This window comes from Aeromonas sp. sif0611 (genome assembly GCF_019218845.1).
GTDB lineage: Bacteria > Pseudomonadota > Gammaproteobacteria > Enterobacterales > Aeromonadaceae > Aeromonas > Aeromonas media.
Genome location: NZ_JAHUWU010000004.1, coordinates 46879 through 68439, shown reverse-complemented (window position 1 = coordinate 68439; position 21561 = coordinate 46879). Strand labels below are relative to the sequence as shown.

19 protein-coding genes are annotated in these 21561 nt (G+C 62.9%); 5 read left to right on the top strand and 14 right to left on the bottom strand.

Translation table 11 applies throughout. The features are described 5' to 3' along the window. Nucleotides 1-2 precede the first annotated feature (2 nt). Nucleotides 3-281 (top strand): YcgL domain-containing protein, encoded by a 279-nt coding sequence (locus KW824_RS11445; protein ID WP_025326888.1) that lies wholly within the window; start codon nt 3-5, stop codon nt 279-281. Continuing rightward, complete coding sequence (locus tag KW824_RS11440) at nt 281-1240, top strand: lytic transglycosylase domain-containing protein (RefSeq protein ID WP_218409842.1); 960 nt, start codon at nt 281-283, stop codon at nt 1238-1240. Before KW824_RS11445 ends, KW824_RS11440 begins: the two co-directional genes overlap by 1 nt. 205 nt (nt 1241-1445) lie before the next feature. On the opposite strand, the gene KW824_RS11435 is transcribed toward KW824_RS11440, so the two are convergent. The 3 genes from KW824_RS11435 to KW824_RS11425 form a co-directional block, all read right to left on the bottom strand. Beyond that, nucleotides 1446-2816 carry an L-serine ammonia-lyase gene (locus KW824_RS11435; RefSeq protein WP_005325119.1) on the bottom strand — a complete coding sequence of 457 codons (1371 nt, stop codon included), beginning with the start codon at nt 2814-2816 and terminating at the stop codon, nt 1446-1448. A 286-nt stretch (nt 2817-3102) separates the two neighbouring features. Continuing rightward, complete coding sequence (locus tag KW824_RS11430; RefSeq protein WP_218409841.1) at nt 3103-4485, bottom strand: L-serine ammonia-lyase; 1383 nt, start codon at nt 4483-4485, stop codon at nt 3103-3105. A 166-nt stretch (nt 4486-4651) separates the two neighbouring features. Then, entirely contained in the window at nt 4652-4936 is a 285-nt protein-coding gene (locus tag KW824_RS11425) for a pyrimidine/purine nucleoside phosphorylase (protein WP_005325124.1), read from the bottom strand. A 270-nt stretch (nt 4937-5206) separates the two neighbouring features. Between KW824_RS11425 and KW824_RS11420 the strand changes: the two genes are divergently transcribed. Next, the gene (locus tag KW824_RS11420) at nt 5207-6451 is read left to right on the top strand and encodes a dicarboxylate/amino acid:cation symporter (protein WP_218409840.1); all 1245 of its coding nucleotides are present in this window, start codon (nt 5207-5209) and stop codon (nt 6449-6451) included. A 91-nt stretch (nt 6452-6542) separates the two neighbouring features. Here the strand turns inward: KW824_RS11420 and KW824_RS11415 are convergent, their stop codons facing one another. After that, nucleotides 6543-6941, bottom strand: a complete 399-nt coding sequence (locus KW824_RS11415) for a MerR family DNA-binding transcriptional regulator (RefSeq protein WP_005325128.1) — start codon at nt 6939-6941, stop codon at nt 6543-6545. 132 nt (nt 6942-7073) lie between these two features. Here KW824_RS11415 and KW824_RS11410 point away from each other — a divergent pair, with 132 nt between their 5' ends. Then, nucleotides 7074-8237, top strand: a complete 1164-nt coding sequence (locus KW824_RS11410) for an acetyl-CoA C-acyltransferase (protein WP_218409839.1) — start codon at nt 7074-7076, stop codon at nt 8235-8237. A 450-nt stretch (nt 8238-8687) separates the two neighbouring features. After that, nucleotides 8688-9992 carry an outer membrane protein transport protein gene (locus KW824_RS11405; RefSeq protein WP_041205719.1) on the top strand — a complete coding sequence of 435 codons (1305 nt, stop codon included), beginning with the start codon at nt 8688-8690 and terminating at the stop codon, nt 9990-9992. A gap of 70 nt (nt 9993-10062) precedes the next feature. Here KW824_RS11405 and KW824_RS11400 read toward each other — a convergent pair whose 3' ends face one another. The 10 genes from KW824_RS11400 to KW824_RS11355 all read right to left on the bottom strand — a co-directional run bounded on the left by KW824_RS11400 (nt 10063) and on the right by KW824_RS11355 (nt 21444). Then, complete coding sequence (locus KW824_RS11400; RefSeq protein ID WP_218409838.1) at nt 10063-11286, bottom strand: EAL and HDOD domain-containing protein; 1224 nt, start codon at nt 11284-11286, stop codon at nt 10063-10065. 114 nt (nt 11287-11400) lie between these two features. Beyond that, complete coding sequence (locus KW824_RS11395) at nt 11401-12657, bottom strand: OmpP1/FadL family transporter (protein ID WP_218409837.1); 1257 nt, start codon at nt 12655-12657, stop codon at nt 11401-11403. A gap of 251 nt (nt 12658-12908) precedes the next feature. Further along, entirely contained in the window at nt 12909-14195 is a 1287-nt protein-coding gene (locus KW824_RS11390; RefSeq protein ID WP_043129896.1) for an outer membrane protein transport protein, read from the bottom strand. A 408-nt stretch (nt 14196-14603) separates the two neighbouring features. Continuing rightward, nucleotides 14604-15347: a DUF3379 domain-containing protein gene (locus KW824_RS11385; protein WP_043129898.1), complete on the bottom strand. Its 744-nt coding sequence runs from the start codon at nt 15345-15347 to the stop codon at nt 14604-14606. Further along, nucleotides 15340-15930, bottom strand: a complete 591-nt coding sequence (locus KW824_RS11380) for a sigma-70 family RNA polymerase sigma factor (RefSeq protein ID WP_218409836.1) — start codon at nt 15928-15930, stop codon at nt 15340-15342. Before KW824_RS11380 ends, KW824_RS11385 begins: the two co-directional genes overlap by 8 nt. Before the next feature lie 39 nt (nt 15931-15969). Then, nucleotides 15970-17505, bottom strand: coding sequence for a BatD family protein (locus KW824_RS11375; RefSeq protein ID WP_218409835.1), 1536 nt, complete (start codon nt 17503-17505; stop codon nt 15970-15972). Nucleotides 17506-17534: 29 nt separating this feature from the next. Then, nucleotides 17535-19010, bottom strand: coding sequence for a VWA domain-containing protein (locus KW824_RS11370; protein ID WP_218409834.1), 1476 nt, complete (start codon nt 19008-19010; stop codon nt 17535-17537). A 21-nt stretch (nt 19011-19031) separates the two neighbouring features. Next, nucleotides 19032-20009 (bottom strand): VWA domain-containing protein, encoded by a 978-nt coding sequence (locus tag KW824_RS11365; RefSeq protein WP_043129902.1) that lies wholly within the window; start codon nt 20007-20009, stop codon nt 19032-19034. Then, nucleotides 20006-20569, bottom strand: a complete 564-nt coding sequence (locus KW824_RS11360; protein ID WP_256351361.1) for a DUF4381 family protein — start codon at nt 20567-20569, stop codon at nt 20006-20008. Before KW824_RS11360 ends, KW824_RS11365 begins: the two co-directional genes overlap by 4 nt. Beyond that, a complete protein-coding gene (locus KW824_RS11355; RefSeq protein WP_218409833.1) occupies nt 20554-21444 on the bottom strand; it encodes a DUF58 domain-containing protein in 891 nt (296 codons plus the stop codon). Before KW824_RS11355 ends, KW824_RS11360 begins: the two co-directional genes overlap by 16 nt. Nucleotides 21445-21561 lie beyond the last annotated feature (117 nt).

The following is a 21561-nucleotide window of genomic DNA, read 5'->3' as shown; positions in this document are numbered from 1 at the left end:
CCATGTTGTGTGCAGTCTATAAAAGTCGCAAAAAAGCCGAGACCTATCTCTTTATTGAAAGAAGAGAGGACTTTTCCCGTGTGCCAGAGGCACTGATGAGTACCTTCGGACGTCCCGAGCTGGTCTTGATGACCAAGCTGGACCCGGCCAAGCCCCTGGGGATCGCCTCCACCGAGCGGGTGATGGCAGCCTTGCAGAGCCAGGGCTTCTACCTGCAGGTGCCTCCGCCACCGGAAAATCTGCTGGAGCAGCACAAGGCACAATTAAAGGGCGCCCGCTGATGCAGGGTCGGCCGGTAGTGTTATTGTTGGGCGCACTATTAAGTGCATCCGCGCAGGCCGGCGCTGATTTTGACCATTATGTGACGAGTCTCAAACAGCAAGCCCTGGCGGCCGGCATCCAGCCTGCGACGGTAACGGCCGCCTTTGTCGATATTCGCCTTATCGAGGCGGCCATCAAGCACGACAAAAATCAGCCGGAATTCAAACTGACCCTGGATTCCTATATTCCCCGCGCCGTGCCCCAATGGAAAGTCAAGCAGGCCAGATCCTTATATCGCCAGCATCTGCCGCTGCTCACGAAAATAGGTGATGAATATGGGGTGCAGCCCCGTTTTATTGTCGCCTTGTGGGGCATAGAAACCAATTTCGGCAAACTCACCGGTAATTTCCCGCTGATCTCATCTCTGGCGACCCTGGCCTGGGACGGGCGACGGGAAGCCTTCTTCAAGGATCAGCTGTTCGATGCCCTGCGCATCATAGAGCAGGGGCACGTGAGCCCCGCCGCCTTCAAGGGCTCCTGGGCGGGGGCCATGGGGCAGGTGCAGTTCATGCCCTCGTCATTTCTCAAATACGCGGTCGATCAGGACGGGGATGGCAGGAAGGATCTGTGGGGCAATCTCGCGGATGTGTTTGGATCGGCAGCCAATTATCTGCACCAGAACGGTTGGCGCGAGGATCAGACCTGGGGACGGCGGGTGAGGGTGCCTGACTCCCTCAACTCTGCCCTGTTCGGGCTTGAGACCCGCAAGCCGCTGTCGGCCTGGCAGGCTCTGGGGGTGCGGCAACTGGACGGTTCGCCGCTGCCGAAGGCCGATATGCAGGCCTCCCTCATTCGGCCCGATGATGTCCATGGCCGCAGTTATCTTGCCTATGAGAATTATCGGGTGCTGCGCCACTGGAACCGCTCCCCCTATTTCGTGGTGGCGGTCGGCACCCTGGCGGATCGGATAGTGGAATAAAAGTGGAATAAAAGCGGGCAAGGAGCGAAATAGGATGCGGGAATAGTCTCTTCTCATTCTGACACCTGACGGATAAGCCAGGCCCATCTGAACGAATTGCCCCCTTCTTTTTTATTCTTTATGCCAATGCGACTGCCGTTGAGAAAATCACAGACAAAAAAAGGCGGGAATCTCTCCCGCCTTGTTTGTATCTGCTGTCTACCGCTTATTCGCAGGCAACCTGCATCACCTTGATGGCCAGGCCACCGCGGGAGGTCTCACGGTACTTGGAGTCCATGTCCTTGCCGGTGATGTACATGGTCTCGATGACCTTGTCCAGTGATACACGGGGCTTGGAGGTACGACGCAGGGCCATGCGGGAGGAGTTGACCGCCTTCATGGCGGCGATGGCGTTGCGCTCGATGCAGGGGACCTGTACCTGGCCGGCGACCGGATCGCAGGTCAGACCCAGATTGTGCTCCATGCCGATCTCGGCCGCTTCACACACCTGCTCCGGGCTGCCGCCCATCAGTTCGGTCAGGCCAGCGGCGGCCATGGAGCAGGAGACACCTACCTCACCCTGGCAACCCACTTCGGCACCCGAGATGGAAGCGTTCATCTTGTAGAGCATGCCGACGGCGGCGGCGGCCAGGTAGAAACGGGTGTATTCGTCGCGGCCGACCGGCTGGATGAACTTGTCGTAGTAGGCCAGCACGGCCGGGATGATGCCCGCGGCGCCGTTGGTCGGAGCCGTGACGACGCGGCCACCGGCGGCGTTCTCTTCACTCACCGCCAGGGCGAACATGTTGACCCAGTCCACGATGCTCATGGGGTCGTTGGAGAGATGCTCGTTGGTGGTCAGCTGACGGTAGAGGGGGGCGGCGCGGCGCGGCACCCGCAGCGGGCCGGCCAGCACACCCTCGGTGCGGCAGCCGCGCTCTATCCCTTCACGCATGGTGGTCCAGATCTTGCCGAGCTTCTTGTAGATCTCTTCCGGGGTATTGAAGCACTTCTCGTTCTCCAGCATCAGGGCGGAGATGGAGAGACCGGTCTGGCCGCAGTGGGCGAGCAGCTCGGCGGCGCTCTTGAAGGGGTAGTTGACGGTCATGTCGCCGCTGTCGGCCTTGCCGAAGCTCTCTTCGTCGACGATGAAGCCACCGCCGATGGAGTAATAGGTCTTGCTGTAGACGGCTTCGTCTTCGATGAAGGCGGTCAGCTTCATGCCGTTCTCGTGCAGGGGCAGGGCCTCGTCATGGAACACCATGGCGCCTTTCGGGAAGCTGACGGTGTGGCAGTGCAGGCCGATGGGCAGGCGACCGGTCTGCTCGACCCGAGAGATGAATTCAGGAATGCCGTCGATGTCGACATTTTCCGGCAGGTTGCCGGCCAGCCCCATGATGATGGCGGTGTCGGTGTGGTGGCCTTTGCCGGTCCAGGAGAGGGAGCCATAGACGTCAACCTGGATCCGGGTGATGTCACGGATCTTGCCGCTAGCACGCAGATCATCCACGAACTGTTTGGCAGCTTTCATCGGGCCGACAGTGTGGGAAGAGGAGGGGCCAACACCGATTTTGAAGATATCAAAAACGCTGATCATGTAACAATTACCTCAGGGTAGAAGGGGGCGCCATGCCCGCTCGCAGAAAGGGTGATCCATGGGACGGGTCTGTCGTCACAAAGGCCGGGAAACCAGATAACCGCAGTGTAACGGCTTCCTGCCTAAAAAAAGTTGAAATAGATCTATTTTTGTTGAATTCACGGCGCGAGTATAAAATTTATTTTGATGGTTATCCATTTTGTTAAGCGCAAGGCAAACGTTTTGCAAAAAAATACCCGGCCAGGCCGGGTATCTGAGGGTCATCTGAGATCGTTTTTACTCAGGCTTAACATTCGGTGATGTTGACGGCGAGGCCGCCGCGGGCGGTCTCCTTGTACTTGGTCTTCATGTCGTTGCCGGTTTCCCACATGGTTCTGATCACCTTGTCCAGCGACACCTTGTGCTCGCCGGTACCACGCAGGGCGAGGCGGGCGGCATTGATCGCCTTGACCGCCCCCATGGCGTTGCGCTCTATGCAGGGCACCTGCACCAGGCCGCCGATGGGATCGCAGGTCAATCCCAGGTTGTGCTCCATGCCGATCTCGGCGGCGTTCTCGACCACGGCCGGACTGCCGCCGAGCAGCTCGGCCAGGGCGCCGGCGGCCATGGAGCAGGCGACCCCCACTTCTCCCTGACAACCCACCTCGGCCCCCGACAGGGAGGCGTTCTTCTTATAGAGGATGCCGATGGCGGCGGCGGTGAGGAAGTACTGCATCAGCAGCTCGTCATCCACCTTGCGCACGAAGCGATCGTAGTAATGCAACACGGCGGGGATGATGCCGGCGGCGCCGTTGGTGGGGGCGGTCACCACCCGGCCACCGGCGGCATTCTCCTCGTTGACGGCCAGGGCAAACAGGTCCACCCACTCCATCACCATCAGGGGATCCTTGTTGAAGTTGGTCTCGCCACAGAGCTGGCGATAGAGGGCCGGGGCGCGCCGTTTCACCTTGAGGCCACCCGGCAATACCCCCTCGCTCCTGCAACCGCGCTCGACACAACCCTGCATCGCCTGCCAGATCTTGCGCAGGCCCGCCTTGATCTCGGCTTCACTGCGAAACACCTTCTCATTGGCCAGCATCAACCCCGAGATGGAGAGACCGCTCTCCTGGCAGTGGGCCAGCAGCTGGGCCCCGCTCTCGAACGGGTAGGGCACGGGGTGGGCGGCATCGAAGCGGGCGGCCTCTTCCCGGGCGTTGGCGAAGTGGCTCTCTTCGATGATGAAGCCGCCGCCGATGGAGTAGTAGGTCTGCTCAAACAGCAGGGCGTCACCCGCGAAGGCGCGCAGGGTCATGCCGTTGGAATGGGCGGGCAGGGTCTTGCGCCGATTGAAGAGGATGGCACCGACGCGGGGGAACTGGCTCGGTTGTTCCCCTCCCAGACGCAGGGTCTGGCTGTGCTCCACCTGATCGAGGAAGGCGGGGATGGCCTCGATGTCCACGGATTCGGGTTCAAAGCCGGCCAGCCCCAGGATGATGGCCTTGCCGGTGCCATGACCCTTGCCGGTCTGGCCGAGGGAGCCGTAGCACTCGACCACGACGCGCCCGGTGCGGGAGAGGAGTGCGCTCTGCTTGAGGGTGTGCACGAAGGCGCAGGCTGCCCGCATCGGACCCACGGTGTGGGAGGAGGAGGGACCAATCCCGATGGAAAACAGGTCGAAGACACTGATCATGACGTACTCCGATTATGGATTTCGTCTAAACATTGTAAATTTTTTGTAGTCGATGAAAAGGGGGGAAGCAGCGGCGTGTGATGGCGGTATGGAAATGGGGCAAAACAGGAAGAGCAGGGGCGCCAGGAGGACAATTACTGCCTCCTATGGCGCCCCTGTGGCACTGTCAGTCGAGGAATTCGCACAGGTAGGCGGTGGCTGTCTTCACTTCCAGCTTGAAGGAGGAGTGGCCAGCCACGTCAAAGGACTCGCCCTGATGGTAGGTATGCCACTCGTCTTCATCGGCCAGCTGGATGCGAAGGGCACCCTTGACCACCGTCATCCGCTCCGGGGCTGCGGTGTTGAACTGGTAATCTCCCGCTTCCATCACGCCGACCGTGGCTTTATCGCCTTTTTGCTCGAAACCGATAGATTTAACATTTCCGTCAAAATACTCGTTAACTTTCAGCATCTTTTCTTCCCTGTATGCACGTTTGAAGAGTCAAAGTAGCACATTATTTTGGCCATTGTCATGGTGAAATAGGGAAAATACATGGAGTTTCTAGTGGGTCTCCATTCTGAGGGAGATCATAAAAAAATCACTTCGTTCAGGGATCCCGATGTTAAACGGGTAATAAATATGAGATAAAGCGCGCCGCCAGAGCAATGGAGAGGATTTGACGCTCTGGGTGGTCATTTGCGCTGCAAAAGTGTGAGTCATTGCTAAATAAAGGAACATTCTGTGTTGACAAAAGGATTAATTAAAAATATCGGCTTCCAGGTCGTGGTTGCCATGATTCTGGGGGCGCTGGTGGGGGCCCTCATGGGTGAGCAGGCGACCGTCTTCGCGCCGTTCGGTACCCTGTTCATCCAGCTGATCAAGATGCTGGTGATCCCGCTGGTGGCGGTCGCCATCCTGTCCGGGGCCGCCAATCTGGGCGCCAGCCCGGCCGCGGGCAAGATAGGGGTGACCACGCTCGCCTTCTTCCTCGGTACCTCCGCCCTGGCGGTGTTGCTGGCACTGGTGATGGGTCAAGTCTTCAAGCCCGGTGTTGGGGTCGATTTCGGCTCCACGGCCGCCATGTTCTCAGGTGATTACGCCGACAAGGGCGCCCTGCCGGACGCCGTGGCTACCCTGCTTGGGATGATCCCGACCAATGTGTTCAGTGCCCTGAACGAGGCGAACATCCTGCAGATCCTGGTGTTCTGCATGTTCCTCGGCATCGCGCTGGCCAAGCAGCCCCGCGAGCGTGCCAAGCCGCTGGTGGATGGCCTCAACACCCTGGTGGACGCCTTCGTCTGGATGATCAACAAGGTGATGCTGATTGCCCCCATCGGGGTCTTCGGCCTGATGGCCGACGCCATCGGTACCTATGGTTTCGACGTGCTGACCCTGGTGCTCAAGCTGTTCGTGGTCTATGTCGCCGCCATCCTCATCTTCGGCTTCGTGGTCTACCCGCTGTTGATCGCGGTCTTCTCCAACACACCGGTACGCAAGTACTTCTCGGCGATGAAGAAGCCGCAGATCGTGGCCTTCTCCACCGCCTCTTCCATGGCGACCCTGCCGGTCAACATGGAGACTTGCGAACACGAGCTGAAGGTGACCAATGCCACCGCTTCCTTCGTGTTGCCGCTGGGCGCCACCATCAACATGAGCGGCAACGCCATCTATTACGGTCTGGTGGCCATCTTCTTCGCCCAGGTTTACAACATCGATCTCAGCATGGGCGCCTGGGCGGCCATCATCCTCACCTCGACCCTGGGTGCCATCGGCCAGGCCGGCGTGCCAGGCCCGAGCTTCCTGGTGGTGGCCGTGCTGCTGGCGGCCGGTATCCCCATCGAGGGCCTGCCGCTGTTGTTCGCGCTGGATCGCCTGTTCGACATGATCCGAACCGCGCTCAACATCACCGGCGATGCGGCCTGCGCCATCATCGTCGATCGCTACAGCCCGGATTACGATCCGAACCGCTGGAGCAAGGAGGCCTGATCCCAGGCTCACCGTCATGAATGACAAGAGGGAGGCGCAAGCCTCCCTCTTTTCGTTGTCCCCGGGCTATCTGCCCCCATCCTCTGCCCACTCAGGGAGTTAGCTGCCCCAGCGCCTGCCGGCAACGCTGCTCCGCCGCCTCCAGCTCCAGCAATACCATCTGGATGTCTTCCAGCTGTTGCTGCAGGGTCTCCCGCTTGTCGGCCACCAGCCCCAGCATGGTCTGCAACTGGGAGCGGCTGCTCTTGTCCGCGTCATAGAGATCGAACAGCTCTCGGATGTCTGCGAGGCTGAACCCCAGCCGTTTGCCACGGAGGGTCAGCTTGAGACGCACCCTGTCCTGGCGGCTGTAGATCCGGGTCTGTCCCTGGCGTGTCGGATTCAGAAGACCCTGATCCTCGTAGAAACGGATACTGCGGGTGGTCACATCGAACTCACGGGCCAGCTCGCTGATGCTGAAGGTCCGGGCGTCATCCTTGGATTTGGTCATAGGGCTGTCTTGGCTGTCATCTGGTTGTCAATGCAGGCTGGCACCTTACCCAAACGTCAACTTCCTCGCAAGTCTTGTTCCGGGGACGGCGGCGGCATATGTTATCCCAATGTAACAAGGAGAGCGCTATTGATGGATATCGTGATTGTGGCAGCCAAACGTACCCCCATGGGGGCTTTCCAGGGGGCCTTGAGCACACTGAGTGCTCCGGAGCTCGGCGCCTGCGCCATCCGCGCCGCCCTGGCGGCGGCCGGGATGGGGGGGGATCGGGTCGATGAGGTCTATCTGGGCAATGTGCTGAGCGCCGGGGTCGGGCAGGCACCGGCCCGGCAGGCGGCACTCAAGGCCGGGCTGCCGGACAGCGTGCCCTGCACCACCCTCAACAAGGTGTGCGGCTCCGGCATGAAGGCGGTGATGCTGGCGGCAGACGCGCTGCGGCTGGGGGAGGTGGACGTGGTGGTGGCGGGCGGCATGGAGAGCATGAGCCGGGCCCCCTATTTGCTGGACAAGGCGCGCAGCGGTTTTCGCATGGGTCACCAAAGCGTGCTGGATCACATGTTCCTCGACGGTTTGCAGGATGCCTACGAGGGGCACCTGATGGGCCATTATGCCCAGCTGAGCGCGGACAGAGCCGGGCTGACCCGGGCCGACATGGATGCCTTCGCCATCGCCTCCCTCGAGCGGGCCCTGGCAGCGCAGCGAAGCGGCGCCTTCGAGGCAGAGCTGGCGCCCGTGATGGCCGGGGACACCCTGTTGCTGGCCGACGACGAGCAACCGGAGAAGGCCAGGCCCGACAAGATACCGACCCTGAAACCGGCCTTCAGCAAGACGGGCACCATCACGGCGGCCAATGCCAGCTCCATCTCGGACGGGGCGGCGGCGCTGGTGCTGATGCGGGCCGAGACGGCCCATCAACTGGGCTTGCCGGTGCTGGCCAGGGTGGTGGGATACCAGAGCCATGCCGCCCTGCCGGCGGAGTTTACCAGCGCCCCGGTGGGGGCCATCGACAAGTTGCTGGCCCGGGTGGGCTGGTCGGTGGAGGAGGTGGATTTGTTCGAGGTGAACGAGGCCTTCGCCATGGTGAGCATGCTGGCGATGGCGGGGTGCCAGATCCCCCATCACAAGCTGAACGTGAACGGAGGCGCCTGTGCCCTGGGGCATCCCCTGGGGGCCAGCGGTGCCCGCATCCTGGTGACTCTGATCCATGCCCTGCGCACGCGCGGGCTCAGGCGAGGGGTGGCGAGTCTGTGCATCGGGGGCGGGGAGGCGACGGCCATGGCCATCGAGCTGGTGTGAGCCCTTGGTCCCAACACCGGCCCCAGGCCGGTCCGGTGTTGAGGCCGTTTCCCTCTGTTTCTCCCTCCACTCATTACTTATGTCCGGCAGCGGGTTGCTCAGGCAACCCGTTTGTCTCCCTCCATGTCGCTCTATCAACCCCTGGTTTTCCAACTGTGCTGTTCGCTCGTCATGTCACCTGGCCTGATGGATAGACGGTGGCGAAAAGTCCGGTTTTGGTGGGGAACATGGACTGATTTGCTTTCATTCAGCCGGGATTAAGCCTGATGACCGTTTTCGACACTGGTCTGCTTTGTGGCGGGAGATGGGCTCCCTACTATTCGCCTCTGTTTTACTGTCCTCGCACCGTTCCCGTGCGCCACTGACCCACGGCAGTGTTCCGTCGTTGCCGTCATGGCCACTGCGACGATCAATGCCCGCTTGCGGTGGGCACCCACAAGAGAAACTCAGATGACTACGCCATTCAAGCGCAGCACCCTTGCCAGCGTGCTGGCACTGCTTGCTACCCATGCCTCAGCCTCCGGCTTCCAGATTAACGAACACTCCGCCGCCGGCCTTGGCCGAGCCTTCGCAGGTGAGGGGGCCATCGCCGACAGCGCCGCCGTGCTGGGTCGCAACCCCGCTGCCATGATGATGTTCGACAAGACTGCCGTCTCGGTAGCGGCCACCATGGTCGATCCGGATTACAGCGTGGACGGGGCCTTTGTCACCGATCTGCCGGGTAGCCGGTTTGACTCCAGCACGCCGGCAAGTCATGGCAACGCCGGCCCCAACGCGGTCATCCCCGCCGCCTACATGATCCACCCCGTCAACGACCAGTGGGCCGTCGGTTTCGCCATGATGACCAACTACGGCCTGGGCACCCGCTTCGACGACAGCTTCGGGGCGGGCAGCCATCCTGCCGCCGGCCTGTTGGCGGGTGAGACGTCCCTGATGAGCGTCAATCTGAACCCCAATGTCGCCTATCGCGTCAACGAGCAGTGGAGCCTCGGGGCTGGTATCAACTACACCCTCGCCACCGGTTACGTCGATAGGGTCGATGCCAATGGAAACGCCAATGGTGCTCACAATACCCTGGCCAACTTCGATGGCGCCGGCAACGGTTGGGGCTGGAACCTAGGTACCCTGTTCGAGATCAACCAGGATAACCGCCTGGCGCTGACCTATCGCTCCCAGATCGATGTGGAGCTGGAGGGGGATTACACCGGGGCAGTGGGGGCGCCCGGCTATAAGGCCGAGGCCACGGTCGATGTGCCCATGCCCGCCATCGCCGAGTTTTCCGGCTACCACCGCCTGACCCCGCAATTTGCCCTGCACTACTCCGTGATGTGGACCGACTGGAGCGCCTTTGAAAAACTGGAAGCCGTCAGCAGCCAGTGCAACCTGCCGGGTGGCGTCTGCCTGAGCAAGAACGAGCAGTTGCAAGATGCGATGCGCTACGCGGTCGGGGCGACCTGGTATGTGAACCCGCAGTGGGAGGCACGCGTCGGGGTGGCCTATGACGAATCCGCCGTGCAGAGCGAGCACGCCACCATCAGTCTGCCTGATGCAGACAAGTGGTGGTACAGCGCAGGGGCGACCTATCACATCGATGAGAGCAAGAGCATCGATCTTGGCATGGCCTATATCAATGGGGAAGCGAGCGGGGTGAAGGAAGGAATCCACAACAACGACCCGGGTCAGCCGTTCTATTTCGAAGGCAACAATGAAGGCAATGCCTTCCTGGCCTCGGTCCAGTTCAATATGGTGTTCTGAACGAAACGTCCCCTCGCGGGACGTTTTTGTTATGAGATGACATGAGGAAAACTATGGCGAGTTCGCGGGTTCAGTCCATCCCTTCCATGGCCTGGAGCTGCTGATTGACCCAGGCGGTGGCGGCGAGATAGAGGTGGCTGACCTTCTCCTCGTTGAGGCCGAGGCGCGCGGTGCTGGCGGCGATCCGTTGCCAGTTGGCCTTCTCGTACTCTTCACAGAACGCGAGGTAGAACCCCAGGTTGCCCTTGCGCTCCAGCAGGGCGGCACGGATCTCGGCGGTCAGCGGTATGGTGCCGAGCAACTGATCCAGCGGCTGTCCCATCAGCACGTCCAGCAGGGAGAAGAGCCCGGTGATGAAGGCTTGCTGAGCCTGCTGGGTAGGGGCATGGGTCTGTGCCAGCAGCTCGCAGAAGCGGGCACGGATGAGGGACATCTGGTAGAGCTCGGCACTCTTGTCGTGACCGGCACTGGTGGCGGCGATCAGGGCCACGAAACGTTTCAGCTGGGCGTGACCCAGGGAGCTGGCGGCCTGGCGAAACGAGGCGATGGGCTGGGGAAAGTGCTTGAGATGGTTGACGTAACGCAGCAGCTTGAGGGAGAGGGAAAGATCCTGATTGAACAGTTGCTCAATCTTGTCCAGATCCGGCTCGGCCTGATTGACCACCTTCAGCAGTTGCATCACCACCAGCTGGGTCGGGGGCATGGTGGTCTGCTGCACCATCTGGGGCCTGCTAAAGAAGAAGCCTTGGAACAACTCGACCCCGAGCCCCTTCATCCGTTCAAACTCGTCCTTGTCCTCCACCTTTTCGGCGAGATAGGTGAGCGGCAGGTGGCGATGGGTCTGCATGAACCGCTCGATGCTGGCAAGCGGCGTGGCCCGCAGATCGAACTTGATGATGTGGATATAGGGAAGGAACCTGTCCCAGGCCGGGACCAGGGTGAAATCATCCAGCGCCAGCCGATAGCCCAGCCCGTGCAGCTGGATCACCTTGTCCAGCAGCGCATCGTCGGGCTCGGCATCTTCCAGTATCTCGATCACCACCTTGTCCTGGGGCAGGCATTCGGCCAGACCGTCCAGCAGCAGGGAGTGAGGGAAGTTGATGAAGCAGGGGTGTCCGCCAAGCAGTTGATCGATGTTCTGTTGCAGAAATTGCTCTGTCACCAGTCGGGAGGTAGCCAGCTGTGCGGAGATGGGGGGAAACACATTATCCAGGCTGTCGCGAAACAGCAGCTCATAGGCATGGGTCTTCAACTCCCGATCCAGGATGGGCTGCCTTGCTACATAGGAATACATGCATCTCTCCAGCATGGGTGAAGGCTTGATTCTATGGTGAAGCGGATCACTATGCCAGTGCCGACCGAGTCGAAACGGTCAGCAACTGGCAGAGTGCAGCCAAGGTTGGCAGGATCAGAACAGGTAGTTGAGCTGCAAGCCAGCCAGCCAGGCGTCCCCTTCCGAGGTGCCCTGGAAGGTGGAGGTGGTTTGCGCCATCCCGGGTCTGAGCTGCATGGTCTCTTTCACCTCGACTTTTTTGCCGTCGATCAGGGTCAGCCCCAGATCCAGCGACAGGTTGCGATCTATCTGGTAACCCACCCCGGCGCTGTACCACACCCGATCCGAGTCCGGGATGGAGATGGTGCGGCGATCGGCGGGCACCGGGCTGCGATCGTAGGCCAGGCCGGAGCGAAGCTGCCACTTCGGATCCAGGCGATAGGTCAGGCCGAGGGCGTAGCGCCAGCTGTCTTCCCAGTGTTCGTCCTTGATGTGCATGGTGCCATGGTGATCGAGCTCGGACTCGAGCTGGACGAACTTGCTCCAGTTGGTCCAGTTGATGCTCGAATGCAACGCCAGGGCCGGGGTCAGCTGATGGAACAGGGCCAGCTCCGCGGTGGCGGGCAGCGGCAGGTCCAGGGCGCCGGTGTCGGTGAAGGTACGGCCCAGCAGATCGGTGCCGACAGCATCCCCGGAGAGAGTCAGGTTGACGTCATGGCGATAGGAGAGGCCGAGGCGGGTGGCAGAGGAAAACTCCAGCAGGGTGCCGAGATGCCAGCCGAGGGCCCAGCCATCCCCCTTGAGGTGCTTGGCAATCTTGTTGTTGGAGGGGAAGGTACCGCCCACTTCCCCTTCGCCCTGAATGGCGGAGAGGCCGGCACCGACTGACCAGTGCCGGTTGATGCGATAGGCCAGGGAGGCACCGAGATCCACGGTCTTGATATCGGAGACGTTGCCAAAGTGACCGGCGTTGTAGTTGTCCGGCATCTGGACGCCGAGGCCGTAATAGGAGGTGGCCGCCAGCCCCAGCCACCACTGTTCATTCAAAGGAAGGATGAGATAGGCATTGGGGACCCAGGCACCGTCCGCGATGTCGCTGGCGCTTGCATCCAGCGTCACCGGGCCCATGGCGGTAGGCACCCGGGTCACCCCCTCGATGTTGACGTCAGGCTGGATGTGAATGACGCCCCCGGAGAAGGCGGTGCGCTCGAAGCGGGTCATGGCCGCGGCGTTACGGGCGAGCACGCTGGCATTGTCGGCGATGGCGGCTTCGCCGGCGAAGGCGCGGCCCATGCCGGTGGCCGATTGTTCCGCCAGCTGGAAACCGGCCGCCTGGGCCTGACTCGATAGCACCAACAGGGCGATGAGGGAGGGCTTCATGTTCGGGAGCATTGCTTTTCCTCAGGATGAATTTGGAATTCATTCTGTAATTTGGTTGGGGGCGGGATTTTATATGGTATGACCAGTAAGGCAACGGGGGCGGGGGCAGAGAGGACAAAACGGGATTAAATGCTGGAGGTATTGGCTCTAATAGCTTGATAAAAAACAAAAAGAGTACAGCTGTTTGCTACAGCTGTGCGCCGAGATGGGGATGTCGCATAAAAAAAGAGCGCCCGGAGGCGCTCTGTTTTATCGCGATGAAATCAGAACTTCATGTTGAACTGGGCGGAAGCCAGGAAGGCGTTGCCGTGGGAAGTGCCCTTCCAGCGAACCGGATCGGTATGGCTGGTCAGACCTTCGTTCACGTCCACTTCCTTGCCATCCAGATAGGCCATGCCGAAATCGACGCTCATGTCCTGATCGATGTGGTAGGTGGCGCCGGCGCTGTACCAGACACGGTCGGAGTCAGGAATGCTCAGGCTGCGGTATTCCGGCTCGATCGGGCTGTTGTCGTAGGCGAAGCCGATGCGGGCTTCCCAGGACGGGTTGACGTACCAGGTACCGCCGAGGGAGTAACGGGTAGAATCCTTGAACTTCTCGTCTTTTTGCAGGCAGACCCCACCGGCACAGGCGTTGCTGGTGGCCTTGAGCTCCTGGAAGGCGCTCCAGTCGGTCCAGTTGACGGAGTAGTGCACCGCGAACTGCTGGTTCAGACGGTGGTAACCGGCGAATTCGGCCTGGGCAGGCAGATCCAGCTTCAGGTTGCCATCGACGGTCCGGTAGCCGGAGGTCAGCCCCTTGAAGTCGCCGTCAAAGCTTAAGTCCACCTGGGAGCGGTAGGTCAGGGCCAGGCGGTTGTTCTCATTGATCTCGTACAGGGTACCAACGTTCCAGCCAAAGCCCCAGGTATCACCCTTGAGGTGAGCGATGGCGGTGTCGCTGTTGTGAACGATACCTGTCTTGGCAGTCAGACCCGGTGCCAGGGCTCCGGCATAGCGGTTCAGCTCGGCCTGGGCATAGACGGCATTGATGCCGGCACCCACGCTGAAGTTGGAGTTGATGCGATAGGCGATGTTGGGGTTGATATTGAAGGTCAACAGCTCGGTATCACCGGCACCGGCACCGGCCGGGAAGGTCTTGGAGTACTCGGTGGAGAGGCCGTAGTTGGAGAACAGGCCAATTCCCCAGGCCCACTGATCGTTCAGGGGCTGGATGAAATAGGTGGCCGGCACGAAGGCATCTGGCGCGATGTCGCTCTCGCTGGAAGAGGCCAGCTTGGCCGGACCGGCATAGATGTCGCCCGCGACATCCACGTCGGGCTTGATATAGGTACCGGAAACAGACAGTGCCATCTTGTCGAAGGTGGTCATGGCGGCCGGGTTGCGGGACAGCACGGACGCATTGTCGGCGATGGCTGCTTCCCCGGCATAGGCGCGGCCCAGACCGGAAGCCGAGTGTTCGTTCAGCTGGAACGCGGCGGCGAAGGTCTGAGTGCTGGCCAGGGTGACGGCCGCGGCGATCAGGCTTTTCTTGAAAAAGGCAGTTGTCATAGTGTTCTCTCTTTGTAAGCAGATTTTCTGTCGACATCAGGGCTCTTTGGCCGCTATAGACGACAAGATCTGTTGTTATGTCAGCTTCTTCCCATTCATTTCTGGCGTGATTCTATGGATCTGGTAGGAGGTAAGAAATCAGACCAGTGACAGCAGAATACATAAAAGTTTCCATTGTGTTAATCATTTGTTTTAACTTGCCGTTTAAATGGTCTGTTTTATCCATTATTGAATGAATAACATACAATAGGTGTCGTTTGTATCGTTCAAAAAAAATAGTAAAAATGTGACTTCAGGTGGGTATCAAGCGGGAAGTTGTCGGGATTCTGAGATGAACAGGCAGACAACGACGGTGTCTGCCTGTGATATGGAGGGGACGGGGGCCCAGTCAGCCCCAGTCAAGTTCTGTTAAATGGACCAGTGCAGGCGTGACTCAAGCTGCTGGGCAACCGGGGCAAGTGACTCCTGCATGTCTCCAATCAACACCATGTTTGCCCCTTTGAGCGGCAGTATCTCCCCCTTGAGGGTACCGTCTGCAAAATCGGGCTGGATCGTGAGTGGTACATGCTTGGGCACCAGGAACAGGGTGACCGGGCCCATCTTGCCCTGGATCACCATGTGCAGGGCCGGCCCCTGATAAAAGGCACAGTGATTGACATAGGTTACCTTCATGCCGGGCATGCCCATCAGGGTGGCACCATATTTTTCCATCTTGGCGTTGATGGTCTGCAGGCTCACCTTCTCATCCACCCCCTGGATGAAGGGCTCCTCCCCATAGACGTGGGCCATGGCCACCTGGGCCAGCGACAACGGCTCCGATGCCGGTGGCCAGCTGATCCAGCGGGTACTCATGCCGAGCAGGAAGGCGACCGAGGCCGCCATGGCGAGCGGGCGCCAACCTCTGCCTTTGGTCGGGGGGGGCAGTGGCATCACCACATCCTCGCTCGCGTCCATCGCCTGGCGGAGCAGGATCCGCTCGGCGAGACCGGCGGGCACCTCCACCTCCAGGGTGCGGCGCAGTTTGCTGTCCAGCTGCTTCATCTCGTCCAGATGCTTGCGATTGGCGGAAGACGCCTCTGCCGCGGCGAGGAAGGCCGGATCCCTGTCCGAGGGATGGGTGATGGCCCGGCGGCGAAATTCAAGCTCATCCATTGGTGTGACCTCTCTGTTGTACCGCAGCCTCCATGGCCTCTTTGATCTGGTTGCGAGCCCGGAACAGCCGCGTCATGACGGTGTTCTTGTTCAGGCCGAGCTGGGCGGCGATCTCCTCGCCGCTGAATCCCCCCAGCACCTGCAACAGCAGGGGTTCCTGATATTCGGCAGGCAGGCGGGCGATGTGGCGCCGAAGCCATTCGTGTTCCATCTCCTGCTCGCTGTGCAGCGCATCCGGATCGCTTTGGGGATGCTCGTCGAGATCGATGAGATCGAACTGCTTGCGCTCGAAGCGCCGGGCATTTTCCCGCCGCATGATGGTGATGAGCCAGGCCTTGGCGGCCTTGTCATCGACCAGGGAGTCGAGCGCCTTCCAGGCTCGCAGGAAGGTTTCCTGCACCAGATCCTCGGCGACTTGGGGATCCCGGCACAGCCAGTAGGCGTAGCGGTAGATGTCCCCGTGCAGGGCATGCACCAGGGCCTCGTATTTCGTTTGTTTGTCTGCCATATCCCCATAGACCGGGGTGGCCGAGGGATCCTTTCCCGTTCCTGCCTTTTTTTTTCTAAAAAAACCTAACGTCATGAATGCGATTCCTTTTTCATGAGTGGTTTGCCGCAGGCGTCAAGGATGTGCCCACGCCAGTTTTCTGAGGACATAGGCTATCGCAAAAGTCTCCCTGGCGCACAGCGACTGGGCGAGCCTCTGCCAGTCGACCCCTTGGCTGGCAGCGCCAGGGGCGGCAAAACAGGCCCTGTCCAGGTCATCGAGCAGCGTGCCCATGGCGGGATCGCCATGACAGGGCAGGTTGGCCAGGTGCTGGCAAGGCCGTCCCAAGCGCAGCGCTGCCCAGGCCAGCAAGGCCCATCTGGCCGGGTCAGGTTCCCGGGTCGCCAGGGCCCGTTGCAGCCGATAGAAGGCGAGCCAGCGCGGCCCGCCTTGGCACAGGGCGCGCAGCAGCAGCGCCCACAGCACCCAGTGGAGGCTCTCTGCGCCCGGCGCCCTGGCGGGATCGGAGGGGGCGGCGTCGCCCTCGATGTGCAGGGTCTGCGTCGGCAGGCGGGCCTGCTCGATGCGCCCTGTCCGGGTGCTGAACCAGGAGAGGGTCACGGCGGGCAGGGTATAGCTGCCTGGGGCTTGTGCGGTCAGGGCCTGGCGCCACTGGCGTTCGAAGCGCAGCGCCCCCTTGGCCACGAAACGCTCCTGCTGCTGCTCGCCGTCCGGTTTCATCGAAAGACCCTGTGGCAATGCCGGGGCCGGGATCTGTGGCAGGCGGTTGCCATCCCCTCCTTCCATCACCAGGGTGAGGGTGCGGATCACCGGCTCCCCGACGCTGGCTCCCCTGGCCGGACTGAACTGCTGGCGCAGGATCAGGCTGCTCGCCACCGGCTCCACCGGTGCCTTGTCTACCTTGACGAAAAGGGTGGCCGCTCTGGCGGAAAGCAGATCCCCCGCGTCGTTTTGCGCGGCAATGTCCGGGTCCTGGGGCAATCGACCCTGGAAACGGGGGGACTCCAGGGGATGCAGCCCGGGCTCCCTGGCCTGGAGCAGCCACTTGCGGATCAGGCGCCCTGGCATGCCGGGGCTGGCGGGGGACTCCCAGCGATCGTCGCCGAGGCGGCGTATGGTGAAGCCTTGACCGAGGGGCTCGCCGAGGTTGGGGGCCTCCATGTTGGCGGGCAGCCAGAGGCTCAGCTCATAGATGAAGGGTTGCCCCGGGTAGAGGGGGCCCTGATGCAGCACTCTGGCCTGCAGCTCCACGGGGGAAGGTCTCGCCTCGGGTTGTGGCATCAGGGTGCCCGTTCGGGGGCGCGTCGGAATGGACAGCGCGGGCGTCTGTTCGGCGCCGAGGGTCAAGGGAGGCACCTGGCGGGGACTGGTCTCCAGCAGGTGAAGCGGGATCTGCCAGCGGATCAGGCTGCTCACCTCGGTATTGACGCGGCTGATGCTGACCCGGCCTACCGCAAACTGGCGCAGCAGGGGGAGCAGGCTGAGCTCGTCGCCCTTGAGCTCCCCGTCGGCTTCGATGACGAGCAGCCAGTCGCGTTCGCTCTCCCCCGCCAACAGCTCGGCGCGAGGGGAGGCTGCCTGCACTTGAGCTGTCTGTACCTGGGTGGCCAGCAGCATGGCGAGCAGCCAGCAGCCGCTTAGGCCCTTCATAAACCGGATGAATGAATGCAGCCAAGGGATCACCAGGGCTCCTCCACCTTGATAAGGGGGCGGCGCTCGGCCTCCTTGCGCAGCCGCTGCTCCAGCAAGAGTACGGGGGGCGCCGGGGGGCGGGGGTTGTCCGGGACGGCAGAGGGCTCGGGGGGCTCGCCGCTCTCGGGAGCCTGGGCAGAAGGTGCCGCCTGTGGCGGGCTTGCTCGCAGCAGCGCCAGGTTATGGAGGGCATCCTGGTGCCCGGGCTCCCGCTTGAGGGCGGCCAGGTAGGCCAGCTCGGCCCCCTTGAGATCCCCGAGCCAGACCAGCGCATTGCCCCTGTTGTAGTGGGCGGTGGCCGTGTCGGCTCGGCCATAGGCGGCGACGGCCCTGGCATGGTCACCGGCTCTGTACCAGGCATTGCCCAGCCAGACGGGATCCTGGAAGGCGCGGGCCGCCTCCTGATAGCGCCCCTGGGAGAAGGCGTGCCAGCCGGGCGCCTCCTGGGCGGGCCACCAGGTAGCGGGCGCCGCCTGCAGGGGGGGCGGGGGGATGAACACCACCATGAGCAGCAGCAACCACTGGGCCCCTATGCGGGCCAGCAGCGCCAGGGGCAGCAGAGGAAGCAGCAACCAGGGGCCGAGATCGAGGGACCTGGCCCCGGTCTGGGTCTGGCTCATGGGCAGGGGGGCAAAGGAGGGGAGCCCGGCCTGCAGCCATTGCAGCCTTCCCCCTGTGCTGGCCGCGAGATCCGCCATTGCGGCACCGTCCGGTGCCGGCAGAGTCTGCCCCAGGGCGCTGCCGAGTCGCCCCCCCTCGGCGGGGGGCGGGGGCAGCACGGCGCTCTCGCCGGCATTGGCCAGCAGGATGTCGAGTCGGGGGGACGGTGACTGCGGGCAGAAGAGTGTACCCAGACAGGGCCAGAGAGCGGCGATGCGCGCCATCTGGCTTTCCGAGAGGCCGTCGGTGATGAGCAGCAGGCGCGCCTGCTGGCCCGGGGGGATCTGCGCCAGGGCCAGTGCCACGGCCCGCTCCGGTGCGCTGCCCTGAAGCGGCATGATGGCCGGGCGCAAGTCCGGCAGCAGCAGCGAGATGGCCTGATGATCCCGGGTAGGGGGCATGGCGAGGTAGGCATCCCCGGCAAACAGGATGAGTCCGAGGGGATGGGGCGCCTGCCGGGCCGCCGCCTCGGCCAGCATGTCCTGAAGCAACAGCCGCACCCGGGTCGCCCGATCCGGGGGCAGATCCTTGGCTTGCATGGAGCTTGAGAGATCCAGTAACCAGAGATCCAGGGCAGGGCTGCTGACGGTCTGGCTCTGCTGGCGCAGGGCGGGGCCCGCGAGAGCCAGGATCACCGGCAGGGTGGCCAGCCAGAGCCAGGGGATGGCCCGGCCCCGGGCCGGCAACAAATAGGCCTGCATGGCGGGGGCCAGCAGGGGGCGCTGCCGACGACGGCGCCACCCCTGCCATAGCCAGGGCAGCAGGGCCAGCAGCCAGAGCGGGCGCAGCAGCATCAGCTCCATGATGACGCTCCTTCAAGCCACTTATTCATGGGGCGGCTCCGGCGCGTCCCTGTCCGTTCGCCGCCCCGGCCAGCGCAGTCGGGTCGGCCACACCAGCAGCAGCCAGGCGAGCGCCAGGGGCCAGGGATAGAGCTCATGGTGGGGACGATAGAGGGTCTGCGGACGGGCGGCCGGCTCCAGGGTGTCTATGGCCTGATTGATGGCCGAGAGATCGGCCTGGCTGCGGGCGCGAAAATAGCGGCCATGACCAAGTTCAGCCAGTTGCTGCAACAAGGGTTCATCCAGCTCGGCGCTGGGATCGGCCCCTCCCAGGGGGGAGGCGAAGGTATCGGGATCGGCCCCCACCCCCAGGGTATAGAGGCGGATGCCTGCGGCGGCGGCCCGCCTGGCCTCGGTCAGGGGGTCTGCGTTGCCCGCGGTGTTGCGCCCGTCCGTCACCAGCAGCAGGGCGGTGGGGCGGGCGGGGTCGGCGTGCTGGCGGGCCAGCAGTATGGCCTCGCCGAGCGCCGTGGTGCGCCCCACCAGATCGAAATCGAGCTCGCGGGTCAGTGCCAGCAGGGCCCGGGTCTCCTGGGTCAGGGGGGAGAGCAGGTAGGCGTGATCCGCAAAGACGATGAGGGCGATGCGATCGCCGGGGCGCTCGCCGATGAGCTGCGTTATCTGCTGGCGCACCGCAGAGAGGCGATCGCGCTGCTCCCCCTCGTCCAGCATGTCCTGGGTGCGCATGCTATCGGAGAGATCCACCGCCAGGATGAGATCCCGGCTGGCCTGGTAGTGAATGAGGGGGGGCTCCTGCCACTGGGGGCGGCACAGGGCCAGCACCAGGGCACACCAGCACAGGGCCATGCGCCACAGGGGTTGCCCGGCCTGGGGCTGCAGCAGGGGGAAGCCGGCATGGACCAGCCTGGCGCGGCCGGTGCGAGAGACCGGGGGCAGGCCGAAGCGCACCAGCAGCGGCAGCGCCAGGGCGAAGGCAAACCAGGGCCAGGCGAGGATCATCTGGCCCCTCCGCTGCGCGTGCGGCGCCACAACACAGGGCGCGCCATCCAGTGCGGTGCGCTGAGGCAGCGGCGCCCCCAGCTAAGGTAGGCAAGGCGCAGCCGCGCCCGCTGCGCCTCATCCGGGGTTTCTGAGCCATAGAGCCAACCCGGCCACTGGCGGGCGAACTCGCCAAAATGACAGCCCCCCTGGCGGTCGAGCCAGGCGAGCCATTCATCCCCTTGCAGGGCGCGCGCCTCCGGCCAGCGGGTGATGGCCGCCTCTCTCAGCGCGGCCTGCAGGCCAGGCACAAGATCGGCGGCCTGCCAGTCTATCTGGCGTGCCCAGCGGCGCTGACGCCACAGGGTGTTTATCGTGGCCCCGATCAGCAAAGCAGCGAGCACGGCGATCAGCAGCCAGCCCCAGGCCAGCAGACGGGGATCGCTCGCGCTCTCCAGGGGCGGGCCCGGATGGATGTCGCGAAGCTGTCCCTGGATCTCCTGAAGCCGCGTCAGCGAGAAGATCTCCCCAGGCTGGTGCTGGAGGGGGGCAGTTTGAGGGGCGCTCAAAACAGACGGCATCCAGCCTCCTGCCACTGGCGTTGCAGCGGCAAGCCGTTGTCGAGGCGGTAGAGGCGCTGTACCAGGGGCAACAGCTGCTGCTGGCAGGCGTCGGCCTGCTGCCTCGCCGCGGCCTGGTAGCGCCAGCGAAAGAGGGCCTGCCCGGCGTCGAGCCAGCCGCTGCGCTTGCCCGATTGCACCGCCAGTTGCCCCTGCTCGGGCAGGGCTGCCTCCAGGGGATCCCGGATCTGCCAATAGTGGATGTCGTGGCGCTTGCCGAGGCGTTGCAACTGCTGGCAGAGCTCCTGATCCAGGGGCTGATGGTGGCTGATCAGTGTCAGTCTGGCGCCATGGGGCAGGCTGAGGCGCGCCAGGGTCTGGGCCAGGGAGTGAGGCAGAGGGGCGCGATCCAGCCCCGCTTCATAGTGGTGACAGAGCGCCTCCAGCAGGGGGATCAGGGAGTCACGCTGAGACTCGCTGCGGGTCTCCACCCCGTGGCAGACCAGGGTGTTTGCCTGCTTCTCCCCCTGCCAGAGCAAGGCGGCGGCAAGCTCGCAGCCGAGGCGGGCCTTGAGCTGGGAGCCAGAGCCGAAATACATGGCGGGGGAGAGATCCAGCAGCAGCCAGTGGGCCTGCTCCTGCTCCTCGGCATACAGCCGGGTGTGGGGGCGGCCGAGGCGGGCGGTGACCCGCCAGTCGATGTGGCGCACCTCGTCCCCGGCCTGATAGAGGCGCAGCTCACGAAAATTCAGACCCGGCTGTCGCCCGAGCCGCCCTTGACGCGCCTGGTGAATGCGCGCCCGCTGACCCTGTCTCGCCCACAGCCGGATGGCCAGCAACTGGGACAGGGGCAGGGCGATGTCGGGATGGGCGCGGGGATCAGCGGATCTGGTCATGGGGGCAGATCATCAGGGGCATGGGATAAGATCCAGCAGACGGGCGATCAGGGTGTCGTTGTCGAGGTTGTCCGCCAGGGCCTGATAGCTCGGGATGAATCGGTGGCGCTGGACGGC